This window comes from Winslowiella arboricola, assembly GCF_025527015.1.
Taxonomy (GTDB): Bacteria; Pseudomonadota; Gammaproteobacteria; order Enterobacterales; family Enterobacteriaceae; genus Erwinia; species Erwinia arboricola.
On the sequence record NZ_JAODIM010000042.1, the window covers coordinates 306,116 to 324,103 of the forward strand.

The 17,988-nt window shown below is 45.6% G+C and carries 14 protein-coding genes and 2 pseudogenes; 8 read left to right on the plus strand and 8 right to left on the minus strand.

What is annotated here, in order from left to right; translation table 11 throughout:
* Positions 1-80 precede the first annotated feature (80 nt).
* From N5923_RS15730 to N5923_RS15745, 4 genes are all read left to right on the plus strand, one after another.
* Positions 81-1,274, plus strand: a complete 1,194-nt coding sequence (locus N5923_RS15730) for an MFS transporter (RefSeq protein ID WP_267143676.1) — start codon at positions 81-83, stop codon at positions 1,272-1,274.
* 231 nt (positions 1,275-1,505) lie between these two features.
* The gene (locus N5923_RS15735; protein WP_267143677.1) at positions 1,506-2,000 is read left to right on the plus strand and encodes a GNAT family N-acetyltransferase; all 495 of its coding nucleotides are present in this window, start codon (positions 1,506-1,508) and stop codon (positions 1,998-2,000) included.
* 58 nt (positions 2,001-2,058) lie between these two features.
* Positions 2,059-2,367, plus strand: coding sequence for a YciI family protein (locus N5923_RS15740; RefSeq protein ID WP_267143678.1), 309 nt, complete (start codon positions 2,059-2,061; stop codon positions 2,365-2,367).
* A gap of 2,658 nt (positions 2,368-5,025) precedes the next feature.
* Entirely contained in the window at positions 5,026-5,652 is a 627-nt protein-coding gene (locus N5923_RS15745) for a spermidine synthase (protein WP_267143679.1), read from the plus strand.
* Between the two features lie 518 nt (positions 5,653-6,170).
* On the opposite strand, the gene N5923_RS15750 is transcribed toward N5923_RS15745, so the two are convergent.
* The 5 genes and pseudogenes from N5923_RS15750 to N5923_RS24740 form a co-directional block, all read right to left on the minus strand.
* Positions 6,171-7,760, minus strand: a complete 1,590-nt coding sequence (locus tag N5923_RS15750; RefSeq protein ID WP_267143680.1) for a sensor domain-containing diguanylate cyclase — start codon at positions 7,758-7,760, stop codon at positions 6,171-6,173.
* A 258-nt stretch (positions 7,761-8,018) separates the two neighbouring features.
* A pseudogene (locus N5923_RS24820) lies at positions 8,019-8,614 on the minus strand (EAL domain-containing protein).
* A gap of 90 nt (positions 8,615-8,704) precedes the next feature.
* Positions 8,705-9,229 (minus strand): EAL domain-containing protein, encoded by a 525-nt coding sequence (locus N5923_RS24825; protein WP_407704473.1) that lies wholly within the window; start codon positions 9,227-9,229, stop codon positions 8,705-8,707.
* A gap of 129 nt (positions 9,230-9,358) precedes the next feature.
* Positions 9,359-9,562 (minus strand): GAF domain-containing protein, encoded by a 204-nt coding sequence (locus tag N5923_RS24735; protein ID WP_323372740.1) that lies wholly within the window; start codon positions 9,560-9,562, stop codon positions 9,359-9,361.
* A 152-nt stretch (positions 9,563-9,714) separates the two neighbouring features.
* Complete coding sequence (locus tag N5923_RS24740) at positions 9,715-9,873, minus strand: hypothetical protein (protein WP_323372741.1); 159 nt, start codon at positions 9,871-9,873, stop codon at positions 9,715-9,717.
* Between the two features lie 605 nt (positions 9,874-10,478).
* Here N5923_RS24740 and N5923_RS15760 point away from each other — a divergent pair.
* Both N5923_RS15760 and N5923_RS15765 read left to right on the plus strand, forming a co-directional pair.
* Positions 10,479-10,730 carry a helix-turn-helix domain-containing protein gene (locus tag N5923_RS15760; protein WP_267143681.1) on the plus strand — a complete coding sequence of 84 codons (252 nt, stop codon included), beginning with the start codon at positions 10,479-10,481 and terminating at the stop codon, positions 10,728-10,730.
* 37 nt (positions 10,731-10,767) lie between these two features.
* A complete protein-coding gene (locus N5923_RS15765; protein WP_267143682.1) occupies positions 10,768-10,989 on the plus strand; it encodes a hypothetical protein in 222 nt (73 codons plus the stop codon).
* A 356-nt stretch (positions 10,990-11,345) separates the two neighbouring features.
* Here the strand turns inward: N5923_RS15765 and N5923_RS15770 are convergent, their stop codons facing one another.
* Both N5923_RS15770 and N5923_RS15775 read right to left on the minus strand, forming a co-directional pair.
* Positions 11,346-11,483 (minus strand): hypothetical protein, encoded by a 138-nt coding sequence (locus N5923_RS15770; protein ID WP_267143683.1) that lies wholly within the window; start codon positions 11,481-11,483, stop codon positions 11,346-11,348.
* A 2,057-nt stretch (positions 11,484-13,540) separates the two neighbouring features.
* Positions 13,541-13,720, minus strand: a complete 180-nt coding sequence (locus N5923_RS15775; protein ID WP_267145244.1) for a hypothetical protein — start codon at positions 13,718-13,720, stop codon at positions 13,541-13,543.
* Positions 13,721-14,339: 619 nt separating this feature from the next.
* On the opposite strand from N5923_RS15775, the gene N5923_RS24830 reads away from it, so the two are divergent.
* Positions 14,340-14,492: a DUF3606 domain-containing protein gene (locus N5923_RS24830; protein ID WP_407704474.1), complete on the plus strand. Its 153-nt coding sequence runs from the start codon at positions 14,340-14,342 to the stop codon at positions 14,490-14,492.
* Positions 14,493-14,977: 485 nt separating this feature from the next.
* Here N5923_RS24830 and N5923_RS15780 read toward each other — a convergent pair.
* A pseudogene (locus N5923_RS15780) lies at positions 14,978-15,258 on the minus strand (hypothetical protein).
* Between the two features lie 1,822 nt (positions 15,259-17,080).
* On the opposite strand from N5923_RS15780, the gene N5923_RS15785 reads away from it, so the two are divergent.
* A complete protein-coding gene (locus N5923_RS15785) occupies positions 17,081-17,770 on the plus strand; it encodes a TraX family protein (RefSeq protein ID WP_267143685.1) in 690 nt (229 codons plus the stop codon).
* Positions 17,771-17,988 lie beyond the last annotated feature (218 nt).

Consider the following 17,988-nt stretch of genomic DNA (forward strand, 5'->3'; position numbering starts at 1 on the left):
TTTTAATTGTTATTCCATGAATAGCGCCGGTCTCGTGTTTTTCTCCACAGGTTGGGGCGATATTCAGAGATGCTAATAATATGTCCACACAGAGCAGTAATACACCACACGATAAAGAGCACGCACTCTGGAGCGGCGTTTTTGCCATGACCTTGTGCGTTTTTGTCCTTATTGCATCGGAATTTATGCCGGTCAGCCTGCTGACGCCGATAGCCAGAGATTTACACGTAACGCAGGGTATGGCTGGTCAGGGAATTGCCATCTCTGGTGCGCTGGCGGTTCTGGTCAGTCTGACAATTTCTGGCCTTGCCGGAAGTGTGAATCGTAAATATCTTCTGCTGGTGATGACAGTGTTGATGGCAATATCGGGGATGGTTGTCGCCCTGGCTCACAGCTATCTGGTTTATATGTTTGGTCGAGCCCTGCTTGGTATCGCTATCGGTGGATTCTGGTCGATGTCCGCGGCAACGGCTATTCGTCTTGTGCCCCGGCACCAGGTCGCCCGCGCGTTAGCCATTTTTAACGGAGGTAATGCACTGGCGACTGTCGTAGCAGCGCCGCTTGGCAGCTATCTTGGCGCAACCATCGGCTGGCGTGGGGCCTTTTTATGTCTGGTACCAGTTGCGATAGCGGCGTTCATCTGGCAGTGGTTCAGCCTGCCCAACATGCGTAGCAATAATGGCCACCAGTCCCGCAGTGTGATTTTTCAGTTGTTCAGACGACCGGTTGTCTCAACAGGTATGCTGGCCTGCGGACTATTCTTTATGGGGCAGTTTGCGTTATTTACCTATGTACGGCCATTTCTGGAGGCCGTCACCGGGGTAAATACGTCTGATTTATCACTGATTCTGCTAACCATCGGTGTGGCGGGTTTTATTGGCACACTGATCATCACTACATTTCTGAACGCCAGATTTTATCAGACGTTAATTACTCTCCCTTTTCTCATGGCCGCCATTGCCGGCATGTTAATGCTGACCGGGCACAACGTGTGGATTGTTGCGCCGCTGTTAGGCTTTTGGGGGATGCTCGCGACTGCTGCTCCAACCGGATGGTGGACATGGATCGCACGTACTCTGCCCGAGAATGCAGAGGCAGGAGGTGGGTTAATGGTCGCTGTCATCCAGCTCTCTATTGCGCTTGGTTCGACGGCCGGAGGCATTGTATTTGACCATCTTGGCTGGCAGAGCTCTTTTGGGCTGAGTGGTATATTACTCCTCAGCGCCGTAGTGCTGACAATTTTCACATCACGTCAAAGCAGCAACAAACGTTAATGCATTCTCTTTACAGATTGCTCCTTTCTGTCAGGGCTGTTAATCAGGGCACTGTATGACCGTAAGCGGCAAAGAGGGGACGTCCGCTCCAGACCTGGCGGGCCTTCAATATGGCTGCTTCGTGACAGGAGCGGATCTGGCCTCTTTGCATAATTTCAAATATGCCTTGTATGAATCTCATGTTAATTTTTATTTCGCCCCTTACAAATTGACGATGGCAAGGAACATGATGTGAAAGCATTTACGGTACGCCGGATTATCGGGAATGATTTGGACGCATTCAGAACGGTGAGATTAGAGGCTTTGCGGCTTCATCCAGATGCTTTCGGTGCGTCTTATGAAGACTGTAGCCAGAAGCCAGCGCAGTTCTTTGCTGACCAGTTACGCACCAGTCAGGTTTTTGGTGGATTTGATCTTAACAATACCTTGCAAGGCATTATTGGTGTAAGCAGCAGTACTTTACCCAAATTTAGCCATGTCGCCAATGTCTGGGGAATGTATATCCGTACCGAAATGCGAGGTTCGGGGCTTTCATCAGGACTTATGGAGGTGGCACTGAATGCAGCAGCCCCAGCCAAAATCGTTAAGCTTTCAGTGGTTACTACCAATCATGCAGCCTGTGCTCTTTATCGATCTTATGGCTTTACTGAGTGGGCAACTGATACTGCCGCGCTATGCGTTGATGGCGTATTCTATGACGAATTTCTGATGAGACGGGAATTGTAACCCGGTTCATAACCCAATTATCAGGATAAATACTTTTAGCCTTTTAAAAGGACTCGCTATGCTTTTCGCAATAAGGTTTACCGACCACCCAACTGCGTTCAACGTCAGAAAACAGTATCTGCATCCCCACCTTGAGTGGCTGAAGCAAAAACGTGATGTGATTAAGGCTGCCGGGTCATTACGTGAAAAGCACAGCGATCAACCTGTCGGGGCACTATGGGTCGTTGACGCTGAAAATGAAGAAGATGCCTTATCCATATTTTCCGATGATCCGTTTTGGCTCTATGGCTTGCGGGCATCTGTTGAAGTTTTATCCTGGAGCCTGGCTTTTGAGGACATGCTTGAAGAAAGCAAAAAGCCCGCTTAAGTTTCCTTAAGCGGGCTTTTCTATGTATGGCTCCTCTGACTGGGATCGCCTTTGCCAGTAACTGGCTAAAAAATAGGCTATCGCTGAAGAGGGGAGTTGTCAAGACCACCATAATGACCACCAATAGTTGCGGGTTACATAAATCTGGTTTGAGCTCCACGCTCTGCATATGGTGGACTGATCCTACGGCACTAGAAATTTTACTCCCCACACGACGGGGTTTGTACGAAGGCGTCCGGGCTGAAACCACTGACATGGCTGTGGTGCCGGACTCGGTTGTAAAAGACTTGAATGTAATCGAGGATATCAGCGTATCCAGCGCCATCTCTCATGAATGCGTCGGTTTCATTGACCAGCCCATCACGTTATGGGCATAGAGGTCGATAACCGACTCTTTGACGTCTCACCGCTTCCCGTTACATTGCATTGAAGTGGTCAACTAAAACTGGCCACTGAAGTGGCACACTGAATTTGGCCCCCTGAAAAGAGGTGATAATCACACGCATCACTATTTCTGGGGGCGCGGTTTATACCTAACATCCTCAAGTCGGCCTCTTCTGGCGTGACTGAAACGTTGCACCGATTTGCACAGCAGCCAGGGGAGCAAAGATGAGGGCGGAAGGAAAGGACGGCAGCAACGTGGAATAAATCCCTGTTTTTTCAAACGCTTTACAGATAAATCGTATGCGGCGCCACGGGAAAAATGACAGACATATTTAAGAAAAACCTATCTGGTATTTTTTTAATCAGATGAGAGGGGGCACCACCTGTGCAAATTATCAAAAAAATAGCCGAAAAAAACAATAATAATAACGTTACATAATAATTATACATGGCACCTAAAGATATCACTATCTGCTGCTGTATGACCAATAAAACAAATAAACCTAGCCATCTTTAATGTTTATTCACTGAGGTAAAGTAAAAAACAGTCCCGTCATCACTTAACCTTAACCATGCAGAGATCAATAAATTTACCCGCCAGGATTTAGAATAAATACCAGCAAGAAATATTCCTATTCAACAGGGAGTATGTTAAATTAAGAGAAAGCCGCATTGAAAAATGTACACATTCGTTGTTTCATATAAGCTCTTCCTTCATATCATTCTTCCTTTTCACCAATGGAGTAATGATATGTATAAAGGCCTTTTTTACTATGTAGAAAAAAAAGCAAGCGGTCGTTTCCTTTTACACCGTGATGGGTGTTCGTACCTTCCTTCTTACAGGAAGCGTATTTTTATTGGTACATTTTATTCGCAGAAGGATGCAACGCTGACCGCAAGAATGAAGGGCTACCAGTGTAGCCCCTGCAGAACATGTTTGCCAGAGATGTAACGGTGTTCACCGGCCTCGCGTACGAGCGCGGGTGTAACATCGCCGGCAGTTCATCGCACCTGCCGGGTAGGAGTTGCGGAACAACGTTTGAGTTTGAGTAGCCTTTGCTCTTTGAAGTCATCAGCCTCTGGCTGAGTAACGATATCGCAGCCAGGACAGTATTTGAGCATAAGACATGCCAAGGAATCATAAGGAAATCATGCGGACAGGGTGAATATGCAGACTCTGTCCGCATGTCTCTTTCCGACAGCAAGTCATACCCGCACTCTTTATTTACGTCTAATTAATCACAGGAAAACGCACACGGAATTCGGCAATCGCAGGAGTACTGACGCACAAAAACTGGCTGAATATTATAATTTCATTTGAAATAAAAATATAGCTCTAGGGGAGGCAGGTTTTACTCATCAGCCCGGTGACATATTCAAAATTAGTCTTTTCTGGCGGCACCGGTAGCTCTGTGTGCTAGGGCTGCCAGTTTATATCTCAGAGAGTAATACGAAAACGAAGCCGGTTTACCCCTGAGCTGACTGCCCCCTAGTGCGCGCTTATGTGCACGGTAAGCTTATGACAGAACACGATAAAACAAGAAATAAGAAATAAGAAATAATTATTATTTACACTCAGGTCTTACATACGCAGGAGTAGAATATTTTCATTAAAACAGAAAGATAGTATAGCGCGGTCGGCATTACGGAATCATCTTATTTTTCAGTTTTCCTTCACTTCTGCGTACGTCAGTAGAGAGCTCTGAGGAGCTGCGGATCTGCATGCGCCACGGTATTATCTGATACGACCATCGGCGTTTTCCGTTGGTATTGCGCCTGCTGCACGCTGCTTTGCGCAGAATAGCTGCTGTACGCTGTTACACGGTAAATGGCATAGCGTCATTTGACACCGCTTATCAGGGGGCCGAATCTGCTCCACCAGAAAAGGCGAGAACCACGGGTGTATCCCTGCGCACAGAATCGCAGGAAGCTGCTGGCCGGGGCAGCCCTGCAATTTTTGTTTCAATTTTTCAGGCTGCAAGGCTGCATCCCCCCATAGTACTGAAGTACGAGACTTTTTTTGAGAGGCCTGCCGGCGTAAGATGAGGTGGTTGGACAATAAATACTTTCAAAAGGAAAGAAAAAACGATGCTGTAACCAGCATTAATTCCCGGAGCTACTATGACATTATCTGATGAATTCCTGTCGAACTTTAATTTTTTTTCCCGCCACCGGGAAATAGACAGAAGACAAGATAAATAAGGATATATTATTGTATCGGAACGGAAGGGATACCGTATATTGAGTTTTGGCAGCCTCTATGAGCAGAGTAAAATGAAAATCAGTTCACCACTCACCCCCATTCACAGTTATGTTAAAGGCATGCTCATGGCCGCGGACTGGACATCGGTATCGCAAGCGTTAGTCCTCGGCCTGGGTGGAGGCTGCCTGGTTCGCTCTTTATATGCGCGTAACCCCGGAACAATACCCGACATCGTTGAGTTTCGGGCGGCGGTGGTTTCTATCGCCCGAGATTATTTTCCACTACCCGATTCCCCACTCATCACGGTATATACCGAGGATGCCGCATGTTTTCTGGCAAAGGAAGGGGATAGAAAATATGACTGCATCTTCTCTGATCTGTATTCTGCCCATGCTGTTGCCCCCTGCCAAGAGACAGAAGAATTTCTGTTAAGATGCCGCCGCAAGTTGACCCCACACGGATGGCTGGTTCTTAATTATCACCAGGTGCCGGTGCCCGGCAGCCTGCTTTACAATGCGTTATACCGGATTTTTTCCTGCGTATTATTCGGCCGGGCGGCCAACGGTAATATCATCGTTTACGCCCGGAGGCATCATAATGAAGCAGGGTTGCCGTCGTTACAGCAACTGGCAGACGAGGCAGCCGGCCACCCCAGCAGCGTCAGGACACGCAGAAAGGGTGAGACACACAGTAGATAACTCTGTCTTAGTCGTATAGCCTGTCCCGAAAGCCCATATATATTCGAATTTTCACTTAACCGCGCACTGCCCCTGACGCTTAACCTGCGATTACAGTCATAATACGTCTGTAATCGCTGATTTAGGAAAAGCTTTCTTTTTCTAGGCTCTCGTAAGCCCGAGAATAATATAAATATTCTCCTGATAACAAAAAGTGATAATACAATCCTGGTAAGTAATGTGCAGGGATATCAGCAGACACCACGCCACGTGTATTATTTGTGGATGAAATACTTAGCCGTCTTTTAAACTCAACTCACCTTCCTCATAAGAGGTAAGTATAGTACAAAAACATGGGGTATCATTGGAATGCCTGTACGTGGAGAGTTGTAAGACACCCCTCTGCACGGAGGGGGCGATTTTTATCATTACCTGCTTATTAAGACAGTGATTAGCAAATACCGGTATGTGCCTCGTGCGCCGCAAAAAAAATACGGGTCGGGCCTTCCTGAGCAAAACCTGTAACCATGCAGGTAAAGTTACATGCCCCCGCTCACGTCTGCTGCAAAAAGTTTCCCGCGATGGCTGACAGAGGTTCTGTTGCGGCCAGCCCCCTTAGAATGGTACAACGCACTGTCCGCCTCACCTATCAGGCGTGAAAGCTCATCGGCATCTTCGCCAAAAGCACTCACGCCAGCCGATATTGTGACCTGACCGGCGATATGAAATGCTGTTGCAGCGACCGAGAGTCGGATCCTTTCAGCCGTAAATAAAGCTTTTTCTATTCCGGTATCAGGCAGAAAAACAATGAACTCCTCTCCACCAAAACGGCTCACAATGTCAGAACTACGGCACGTGTGCATGATCAGTTGGGCCAGCCTGACAAGTACTGCATCTCCCGTCTTATGTCCGTAGCGGTCATTTATCTTTTTAAAATGATCAACATCCAGCAAAATCAGGCTGTGATCCGATGAGTACAGATAAGGCTGAACCAGAGAGTCAAACCCCCGGCGGTTGTAAGTACCGGTAAGCGGATCTGTCATGGCCTCGTCATTCAGGCTGCTCATCTTATTTACCATCAGCAGGATGTGATGATAAACAGCTGATTTCAGCTTCTCTGCCTCATCATACCAGGTATTTATCCCCTTAATGGAACGCAGGGTTGAATCACTGTCACCCGAACGGACCAGTTCCGCCAGAGTCCGGAGGGGATAGGCTATGCAATAGGAAAGCACGGTCATCAATATCAGCATAAAACCGATAACAGGGATAACCAGTAGTGATGAGCGTTTAATGGTTTTCCAGAGTACTGAGCTGACGTTTTCTTCGTTACCGTATATAAAAATATTCCATCCGGTAAGTCCAATATCTGCATATCCCAGCAGGTAATCGCGTCCATTATTACGGTAATTTACCCGACCACTTGCAGAATGCGCCAGATGGCTTTTCAGCTCCGGGCTCAGTGCAATTCTGCTGCCCACCAGGCCGGGATTGTGATTGTAAATTATATCCCCTTCATTACTGACGATGCTAATTTCAGAGCTATCCAGATAAAAATGCTGACCGATAATATCACTCAGAATACTTTTTTTCTTCAGGTATACTGTTCCGCCAATATACCCGAGATATTCGGCTGACGCAGAAAAGACGGGGTGCGAGAGGAAGACCACGTAATTACCTGCCGCTGAGGTGAAAGGGGAGGATATATAGGTTTTTTTGTCTGCCAGCGCTATGCGGTTGGACTCTGAAGTAAGGGTCAATCCATTCAGGGAAAGGCTTTCCGGGGACGCCGCCTGCACCACCCCCTTGTTGTTTACCACAACCACTGAATTAAAAAGGCCTGACTGTCCCCTTAAGCGATCCGCTTCGCCTGAAAGCCGGGCCTGATCGCCAAAATCCTGTAGCGTGCCGGCACTGTAAGAGAGCTCCATAGTTGCCATTCTGAAATACCGGTCAGTAACGTCAGCCAGCTTACGCGCATAGGCAATATTACTGCTGAGAATGCTGTTCTCAATATCAGATTTTTGATACGCATATAATACGGTCAGCAGAAGCGCAGACGTAAGCAGCACGCCACCCGCTGAAAGGACGACTAGAAGTGTTCTTAACTTAATTTTGTTTTTCTGCATGAAGGACTGCCGCCAGAGCTTTGCATAATGGTGTTCATCCGCATCTCAGTGCAGGCTGAACGTGAAATGTACAGATAATAAATGCTAACATTTTATGCGGGTGATTACTGTTAAGATTTGTGCGGTAGGTATGAGAGGGGGGGTAACCTTTTAATTTTGCGACCATCTATTCTGTTATTTCAAAAAGCTGCACATGAAGCGACTGTTCCTGCAAGGTCATTTACCGTAGACGATCATTCTCTCCTTTTGCGGAGGTGCTCAGGCTGAAGAGGATAATAGTATGTTCGCAAACGAGTACGGCAAAGACGCCGGTGCGACAAAGCCATTCTGACGCACCGGCTCGATCATTGAAGGGGCACGGGCAGAAGCTGTGAGCGTCGCCAGTTCTCCAGCGCGGTTGGTTCCAAAGGGTGGGTATTGATAGCCCTGCACTTGATCACAGTCATACTCTTTAAGAGCTGAAAGGGTCTGTGCATTCTCAACGCCTTCAGCCTCTACCACGTAATCCTGATTCTTCAGCATCCGGATTACGCTTCTTGTAATAACTTTTCTTGCAATGTTCGTGGAAAGGTCGCGAATAAGCCCGCTGTCAAGCTTGATGACGTCTACTGGCATGCGTCTGAGGTAACTGAGTTTACTGTAACCCGCCCAAAGTCATTTATTGATATGCTTAATCCCCGGAGTTTAAGTATTTCAAGGCTGTGAAGCGCCTCGGTGTTGCCGGTTACTTCTTCTGTTTGCAGACACTCAACCCCAAGAAGTGAAGTTGACAAGCGGGTTTTTTTCATCTTATCTTCAAGTCGTGCTGCAAAACTTTTTCGGGAAAGATCGCTTATGCTGACGTTAACCGACACTGGTAGACAGAAAGGCGTACTCTGCCATTTTCTCAGAGTCTGATGGCCGCATCAGTGCCAGTCCGTGAGTGCAGCACTCAGGCTGGTATGTTACGTCATGAGAAGGAAATGCCCGGGCGTCAAATCACCCAGCACCGGATGGCGCCAGCGAATAAGTGTTTCCAGTCCGACAGGCTTCCCGGTTTCCAAGAACATTTTGGGCTGATATACGAGATATAATCCACCGTCGCCACGCATGGCATGTGACAGCTCATTCATCATCCGAAAGTCGCCAGTGCGTAAAACGTCAGTCTGCTCATCAAAAGCCCAAGTCCGAGCTTTACGAGTAATAGGTTCATGAAGCGCACTGACCGCGTGGCGAACGACTTCATGAGTGGTGACCGTAGCGGGCGAAAAGCTTACCTCTCCCGCCCGAACCGTGAGCTCAACGGAGATCCCCTCGTCAACATGAGCGCTCACATCATGCAGTCTTTCACTGACGGGCGTGGCAGAATAACGTGGTTCAGAACTAGTAAGACTTGCATATTGTCCGGTGGCAACCGTATAAATGACCTGTTCCAGTGCCAGCCTGAGCCGCAACCGTAGCAAGGTGGCCATGTCTTCGACGGGTTCCATGCTCAGTGAACGGTCCGGTTCATGAGCACCCGTTATGTTGATGCAGACTATGATGACCAGACAGGAGGTTTCATCATGCCGGGCACTTGCCAGCAGCTGAAAATAGCGGATCACACGCAGGCGGTTAGGTTAATTGGTGGCGGCGTCAACAAAATCGGCAGAATGCCAGGCCTCCAGAAAGGACATGACAAGTGCAGCGAGCAGCTTCAGCGTTTGCAGCTTATCGTCTGTGAAATGACGGAAAGTGTCCGTCACGCATAGCGTACCCAGAATAATCCCTTCCCTGTTTTTGAGCGGCGCTCCGGCATAAAACCGGATAAAAGGGGCTGCCACCGTTAATGGATGGCCTGATAAACGGGCATCAAGGAATGTATCAGGTAACTACCAAAGCCTCTCTACTGTCAACCACGTGCTGGCAGAAAGCCTCCTCGCGGATTGACTCACACAGGATAAAATTTCGCAAGGCCGTAACATGCTTTTTTTCATCATCGATGAACTGAAATAAAGCCGCCCGGAATACCCAGTGACTTTGCGGTCAGAAGGACAAATTTATCAAGCATCACATCGCGACTTTCGTCAAGGGTCCGTAATGCGGCCTGAGCCTTGAGGCGCGATGCTTCTTCACCGGTAAGATTAATCAGCATGTGTATCTCCTCCCCGATACGGGGCGCAACGGAGAGAACAGGAAAAGGGGGTAAAAGAAAAAGTAACAAGAATGAATTTACATTAAATTATTAATTTTACAGCCATTTAAGAAGCAGGATATTGCCAATAAAAAAAGCGATCCGTCATGATAACTGTACTCCTGTGCGGCTTCGCTGTCATGTGCATTTATTTAATGAAATTAATATATGCTATTGATATATATGTCATTTTCAGGAGTGCCATCCACGACTGAGATCGAAATACACCCTTACATGTGAAGTCCTCTTTAAAACCTGCAAAGGTGATGCACTGATGTACGTTCACATGTTCAACGTTTCTGACTGAGCCCACCCCGCAGATTAGTCCCCTGCCAGTGTTTACTGAATGGAAACGAATGATAAGATAATGAGAAACTGAATGAGGCTGTGACTATTGCAATGCCGGAAAAAAAATAAGTTTTCAGGCAGGTAAACATATCCTAAGCTTTCAGAAAGTAAGGCGTCCCATAATTCAGATACAGCCCGGGATATGCCTAGGTTAATATATACATATTCGCAACAGAATCCTTCTTATGGCGCCACTGTCTGCGATAAAGGAGCTGTAAATGAAAATACTGAATCTACCTGTTCCCACTCCGGGCAGGATTAGAGAGCTTCGCAGGGCTGCAGGGCTGTCACAGGAGCAGGCGGCAGAAAGATTTGATTACAGTCTTCGCGTCTGGCAGACGAAGGAGTGCTCTCCGGATAAAGCGTCGAATTTACGGCAGGGAGAATACGAACTGTTACTGCTTCTGGCCGGGCATCACCCGGCATTTTTACTCACCGCGTTGGAAACAAAATCAGGCATAAAAACCTGAATAATCTCAGCATCATTAATGGGACCACGGGAGAACCATGCAACAACGCTATTTCATTGCCACGCATGCTGCGCCACTCAGAATTGTGCGCGTCCACCATAAAGGTTGTCCGCTACTGGATACCTGCAGCAACGTTCGCTTTATAGGCACGTTCAATTCACTTCGCTATGCAAAACAATATTCCCTCATCCATCTCGGTATCGGGGAAGGGTGCGTGGATTGCGCTCTTAACGAACAGCGCTCCCTGATTAAGCAATAATGGTGCCGGCTCATTCGGTACATTCGTTATGCTCACACGGTTTGCGACCACAGGGCACAGGATGAGTAGCCTGCCAGTAGGCAAGCGGCGTTCCTGACTCCACACCTCTTAGCACCAGCTCGCCATGAAAATATTAAATCTCTCTCCTGAGGCAAGATCGGCGATAATTTTTCTCCATTATGATTAAATAAAGTCAGTTATGATATTACACGGCGTCTCCTTGCCAGGAGGATGATTTGTTCTGGCAGCTGTGTCAGGGCATCAATGTCACGAACGGCGAAGTGAGCAGGGTTAAAGTCTGATTTTCTTTCGCCTGACAAAGCTCACTCAGTGGCTCGCGGATCCAGCGGCGGATCTTACGGGAAGGCAGCCTTGCACAGTAGCTGGCGTGCATTGCCGGGATCCCACGAAAACTGCACCTGTCCATCGGCTGCCACGCCGAGGGAAAATACCTGCATATAGATATCAGTAGTCCTCTCTTTTTTGTGCCCCATCAGAGCCTGCACCACTTTTTTATGGTGTGATTATAGAAAAAATGCATGGTAAAAGAGTGACGCAATGCTTTGGGGCAGATAACCATCGGGAAAGTAACCCCGTCAACCGACGCTATCTGAACCGCTTCATTTAGCCAGCGACGGACGGTCCGCTCCGTTACCGTCCAGACGGGATCATGTCTTTTTGGCCTGAAAGTCGCCAGATGCTTGCGCAGCCGTTTGAGTATCCCGCATCAGTCAGGGGGACAATACGCTCAGGAATATAGCTTTGACCTTTTCTTTGTCTTCCCTGGCCGCGTGAGCGTTGCTTAAGAGCACGTAAAACCACGTAAGGCTGACATCAGCTAACATAAAGTCCGCAGGCGTCAATGCAAGCGCTTCATTAATCCTCGCACAGGTGTCCCATAATGTGACAATCACGTTTGTGCGCTGAAGATCCGAAATATAAGAAATAAGAGCTGCAATTTCGGGTGCCAGAAGGTAGCGCGGCAGGCGGCCGTCGTGGATAGGTTATACGGCGCAGGCTCATGGCCTGAGGCAGATTCATGTCTGGGGCACGCGCACCAGTGCTGGCAGAAGCCGGTAACATCGGTGACATAGTAGACCTTGAATTATTACATGTTGCACTAAGTGAATTCGGAAGACAGACAGAAGGTAAACAAACACTGCCATTTTTCATGTACGCAACGTTAGCACGCTACGGCCTGAATCGAACGAACAGGACAATAATTAATGAAATTTTCATCTGTACTTATCCGATTAGCCAGCAAAAAAAATACCTTAAAGTCGGATTGGAGAACAGGAATAAATGTCCGGGTTTCCTTATTTTTTTCCAAAAACCGGACATCAGGACAATCGGATTCAGCTCCTCTGCTGATCCGTGCCGTTCAGGAAAAAACTATATATTGATACGCAAATTGGGCTGGAGCACATCATGTGTCCTTTCAGGCGAATAGCCCGGCCTCCAAGGCTGACGATCCGCCAATTGGGGAAGGCGGACACTGTAAGCATTGAACTGCACAGGCTCTCTTACTTTACGCTGTGGCTTTCCATCGAACTTCAAAAATGGGCCGGGACGCACGTTTTGCGTCAAACCTGCCCGGGAATCCTTGGCCATATAGCTCCTATATCCCGGGGATATCGTCAGAGATAACCGTAGTGTTCTGCATTCTGTATCTCATAAGTTTGTGTGATTTTATTAATGGGGGTTAAAAAATGCACTTTAATGATAGCCTCAGCCGGTTTTTTCACTCCCTTTAAATACGGAGATTGAATCTAGTGTAAAAAAACCTGAATAATTAAAAAATGCATGAACTTTACTTATGAATAAAATATAAATAAAAAAATTAAATTAAATTAAAGAAAACAATCAGTTAAGCATTGCAGAAAATAAAAAAAGAGATCGGAAACAGACATTTTTAGTAAGCACCTATTATTTATGGTGGCCTAATCGAGTAAATCTGATTTCTGTCCACTCCCTCTAAGCGAATAAGGGCTTTCATTAAGTATTTTATTTACGCCCGCAACAAAAACCTCCGTAAGAAAAATAATGAGATTATTATGCTTTATGGTAAGAAAAATATAAGTTAGTGTTTTTTTATTTCATGGATTATAATGGCAGAATAATGCAGCATGAGTAACATGATAACTTACCTAACGAACACACCTCTTAGCTGAGTCGCAGGTAACACTGGCAGAGGTAAGTTGATATTCTTTGTTATGATGCATCCTTATCCACGGTCTTTTTTTATGAGGTACTAAAATGATTCTTCCGCCGGACAGAAGTAACATCATTAAGATCATCCTTGCTGCAGCTCTGGTAGTCACTCTTATAATGACAGCCACCTTCCCGTCGGTAGGGGGGCTTGAAACCTGGCTTGAAACCAAATAATTCTACGGCCATCTGTACACAGCACATGTAACATAGTGAGCTGGAGGAAATAATTAATTTTCTCACGGAAGGTTGGTTTTAATTCTGAAAGTGGCTTTGTCATGCTGATATTTATATTTTAATTAATAGCCGGTTAAGTTGTATCGAGAAAAAGTCATTTTTCGAATTAACTTTGTTGCAGCAAGATGCCAATCACAACACCAACACCAACACCAACACCAACACCAACACCAACACCAACACCAACACCAACACCAACACCAACACCAACACCAACACCAACACCAACACCAACACCAACACCAACACCAACAGGATTTTTATTTTTTATTGGGCATGTAATCAACTTCTACTGGTGATCAGTATGAGAAAAATCCGTATTTACTGCTTTTACATTAATCTTACAGGCCTTCATCGTAATCTCTTGTCTCGTTAATAATGGTTTTAAGAGACCATCTCTCAAATTTATTCCATTCTCAGGAGTCTGCCGGTGTAAAATTACAGGATTAGATCCAGGCTATTAACGCTGAAAGCCATTGATGGCAGTCAATAACCCGACTGAAATGTTGATATTTTCCGATTTTATGTGCACCCTATTGCCTCTGATCCGATAGTTCTGATGACCGGCACCATGTCATAAGCATTAATTATAATGTAGTCTTTTTTAAAAAAATATTTTCACAGGAAAAATAAATCCCTTCTTTTTCTAGTGGTTATCAACATCTGTCTTAATTTTCTTTTAGGAAGTTACATTATGTTTTTTATATTTTCTATTATAAGGCTGTTTATAAATGTTGTCGCAAAGTTACAACAAGTCCGTTCAGTATTTCTGTTTATCATAAAGATTAAATTAATTCACTTATGATCTTTTTATAAAAGTGATAGGATTAAAACTTACGTTCAGAATCATTAAATGTTATGTGAATATATCTCAGGTTGTTTTATGAAAAGAACTTTCCATCGTCGTGAGCTCGATAATAAAAACCATCGTTATACAAGAGCAATGGCAAATAACCCACTGGATGCTATATTTTAACACGACACAGGATAGGTTGGGGAAAGCTATAAAAATGGTGGGTGCCGATGCAGAGGAGGTGCAGCGTTACTTATCCAGTTGATCAGCTGCCCAATATTCCTGAAAGAACTCTTCCATACTTATACGTTTTTTTTCACTATCTTGTCGCGTGTTCGAATTATACATCGAAGAAGATGGCATCATAATCAACTGTTCTATTAAATATAAGTCTGTTGAAAACATTTAAGCCGCAGTCCAGTATAATTAACATTCTATTTTTACTTTGCATCGGTAAGGTTTAATGTAATCTGGCGGTGTATTTTTCCTGACGGAAGTAGGTTAAGTCACCAGTTATTGAGACAGAACTTCTACCCATCCATCGTCGCATTGCCAGGTTATTTACTTGACATTCTCACCCTGACACTTTGATCCATTACCCCTTATTTTTTCGCACAGTGCCTTCGCGCCGTGCGAAAAGCACTAAAGCACTAAAGCACCGGAGTGCTATAATTTAAGGGGGAAAACTGTCAATACAGATTTCTGCAACTTAGGATCCGGGTTGTGCAGGCGATACCGGTGCCTACAGAGTTAATTATTCTCCTTCGGGCTGACTGGTGACTTTAACGCCACGCTGTCAAGTATAGGGTCGTTACAGATGGGAAGGGGCTGCCTGATGGATTGCCGTACTTCTTCTGGAAACCCCACTGTACGCAAGTGTCTGTTGCATATGAACCATATTTCATTTCTGTCATTCGACAGAATATAGTAAGCGTCAGAAGTTTCCGAAGTATTAAAACACCCCAGGGCACGATATGCCGTACCAGATAAAAATCCATTTTCCATGAGAAGAGGCTGGGGCCATTCTCCATTTGCTGCACGCGTAGATAAAGGCCTTATTCCATCCACAGCATAGTTCACCATTTATGAGAGAGCGTTATTATTATAGGCCATCCTCGCATGTTCTGCTGTTCGCTTGCACTGACGAAGTTGTCAGAAAAGGATCCCTGACACAGGCGTGCTTATAATTTAAGGATAGAATAGAATAACACTGTATCCTGATAAGAATAAGCAATCATAATCAGATAAACATTATCCATGTTAGGGTTTAATGGTATTAAATAAACATTAAACGGGGCGTGATTATATTTTATTGGCAGGAGGTTACATGGTTATTAATGAAAGGTTGGTCTTGGGGTTTAACTATTACCCGGTTATCAACCTGAATAATAACATTATTTCTTTGGAAATGACGGTGAGTCTGAAGCCATCACGTGATTATCCATTTTTTGAAGAACACGAATTTTTCTGTAATCTGACAAAGAATCTGAAGGAAAAATCATCTCATCGCAGTTAGAATAATTATTTTTATATTCCGGTTTTTTTTGAAAAAGAACAAATTGAAGTTCATGTAAAGATAGATGTTATTCAGATGAATTTACTGCTGAGAGATCGTGCGCTGCTTCATAAACTATCAAGCATGAAATTTCTCATTCTTGAGGTCGACGGGAACGAAAAAAGCATATTTTCACCGGGAAATGAGAGGATCAGGATCCTTTATAATTATGTCCAGCTCTGGCTGGATAATTATCACGTTTACAAAATGGAACCGGAAACAATTCATTTTCGCTTTTTTTCTGGATTCAGAATGGATAAAGATCTCTTATGGTGCCTAGCTGACGACAGGGGAAGAGAATTTTTGTATCAATATCAATATCAATATCAATATCAATATCAATATCAATATCAATATCGATAACGATGTGAAACTGAGGCTCGTATCAATTCGTAACGTCGTTGGAAAGCAGGGGAAATTGTGGCGGTCCATCAGGCCGTATAAGCTTTACATCCTCGGCCTGAATAATCCTCTGCGGCATGCAATAATGTCATCTTAATCAGACCGGCTTACAAAAAAAAGCCCGCAGAGGGCGGGCTAAGCTCGTGTCGAGTTTATGGCTGGTCAGAGAGACTGCCTTAGCTACTGTATTGCCGGTTTTAATTCACTGTCAAATCACCATGGCTGCGTGACTGACCCTGTCTGGGCCGCGATATTTCAGACCCGGTGGGCAGACATATACGTACACGCAGCGGGAAAAAAATGTTCTGAGAGCCGGGTCTGCGGCTGGCCCATCGTGCTGTCGACTTCAAAAAGAACCGGCAACCCGACGTCGCCGGTTAAAAAATGACAGATATACATGAAATTCGCGACGAGTGAAATCGCGCACGTACAGTATCATCAGTGATTATTTTAAACCAAATGATTTATAGTCATAGCTTGTGGTTGTGCGCTTGGGGGTAAAAAAGCCCACACGCGGGTGTGGGCGAAACAGAAGTGGGTGTAAGGGAAATAACAGGCTTCTTCTGATTAAAAAAGCTGCAGCCTGCACGTAAATTGTAGCCCTGAATGCGCGCCAGCTGAGACTTTTTCCCCGGAGTGTGATGCCATCTACAATAAAAGGGGACTTTTCAGGTCCTTCACTTGCGTGATATGGTAAATACCATTTCCGGTAGGTGCGTTTACTGAATCTGCCCTGCGGTTTTGCTGAAACAAGATCCTACCCGAGAAATATAACCAAAAATTCAACAAATAACTCCCGCCAGACGGGCTATATCCACAAACACGATATGTTTTTTTAATCAAATAGTTCATTCATACAGATACAAAAAACAGCCATCAGCAGCAAGAGGGATGCCATGCTGGCAGAGGAAATAAAAAAATCACAGGGCCTTATTTCTCTTATAAACAACCTTTCTCCCCTTCAAACCGATTTGGTAAAGGTTTACGCATTTCTGGCAATGGTTGCAGATCATATAAACATTATTTATCTTCACTCTCACAGTTCTGAACTCTATGCTATTGGCAGGTTGGCTTTCCCGGTTTTCGTAATCCTGTGGGCTCGCCATACCGCGTCAGCTCTGGGCGATCTCCGGCAACTGACACGTCGCCTGTGGTTATGGGCGTTGTTCTCTCAGCCTTTGTTCTGGCTTGCTTTTGCGGAAAGCGGACAATCCTGGCTTGCTCTTAATATCTTCTTTGTTTTTGCAGGTTGTACACAGGCTCTGAGCTGGACTTATCAGAAAGGTACAAGCGGTGCCCTTTTTTGGTCTGACACTGTTACTCATCCTTGCCTGGCCTCTGGCTCCCGCCAGCTATGGCCTGACAGGACTGTTTTTTGCGAGTCTGATGCTGGCGATTTTCTGCTTTGTCGGGCTACAGCGATATGCCCACACCTTCATAATCAGTGGCCTGTTAATCGCCTCATTCTGCGTCTATACAGATACGCTTGCATCAACGGAGCGGACAACCCTTTACACCATTATTCCTACGCTGCTGCTTCCCGTGACCGTGGTGTATATGGTGCCTTTTTTCAGCGCGGGAAATAAGCGTTTTTTCCCACGACGCTTTTTTTTCACGCTTATGCAGGGCATCTGTTATTACTGGGCGCGATGGATCATGGACTGATGCGCTGAAAAAAAAGCACACAATGGACACTCAGGAGATTTTGCTAAAATTACTGCAACATGCGGATTTTATCAGGGGAAACCGGGGGAATGCCGGAAAAACAAGCTGGCAGCAGGTATTTATGGAGCTTACAAGACGC

Excerpts from the sequence above, each read along its gene's own strand:
- N5923_RS15730 (WP_267143676.1), top strand. The coding sequence starts at position 81 with ATGTCCACACAGAGCAGTAATACACCACACGATAAAGAGCACGCACTC.
- N5923_RS15740 (WP_267143678.1), top strand. The coding sequence starts at position 2,059 with ATGCTTTTCGCAATAAGGTTTACCGACCACCCAACTGCGTTCAACGTC.
- N5923_RS15745 (WP_267143679.1), top strand. The coding sequence starts at position 5,026 with ATGAAAATCAGTTCACCACTCACCCCCATTCACAGTTATGTTAAAGGC.
- N5923_RS15750 (WP_267143680.1), bottom strand. The coding sequence starts at position 7,760 with ATGCAGAAAAACAAAATTAAGTTAAGAACACTTCTAGTCGTCCTTTCA.
- N5923_RS24825 (WP_407704473.1), bottom strand. The coding sequence starts at position 9,229 with ATGGAACCCGTCGAAGACATGGCCACCTTGCTACGGTTGCGGCTCAGG.
- N5923_RS24740 (WP_323372741.1), bottom strand. The coding sequence starts at position 9,873 with ATGCTGATTAATCTTACCGGTGAAGAAGCATCGCGCCTCAAGGCTCAG.
- N5923_RS15760 (WP_267143681.1), top strand. The coding sequence starts at position 10,479 with ATGAAAATACTGAATCTACCTGTTCCCACTCCGGGCAGGATTAGAGAG.
- N5923_RS15765 (WP_267143682.1), top strand. The coding sequence starts at position 10,768 with ATGCAACAACGCTATTTCATTGCCACGCATGCTGCGCCACTCAGAATT.
- N5923_RS15770 (WP_267143683.1), bottom strand. The coding sequence starts at position 11,483 with ATGGGGCACAAAAAAGAGAGGACTACTGATATCTATATGCAGGTATTT.
- N5923_RS15785 (WP_267143685.1), top strand. The coding sequence starts at position 17,081 with ATGCTGGCAGAGGAAATAAAAAAATCACAGGGCCTTATTTCTCTTATA.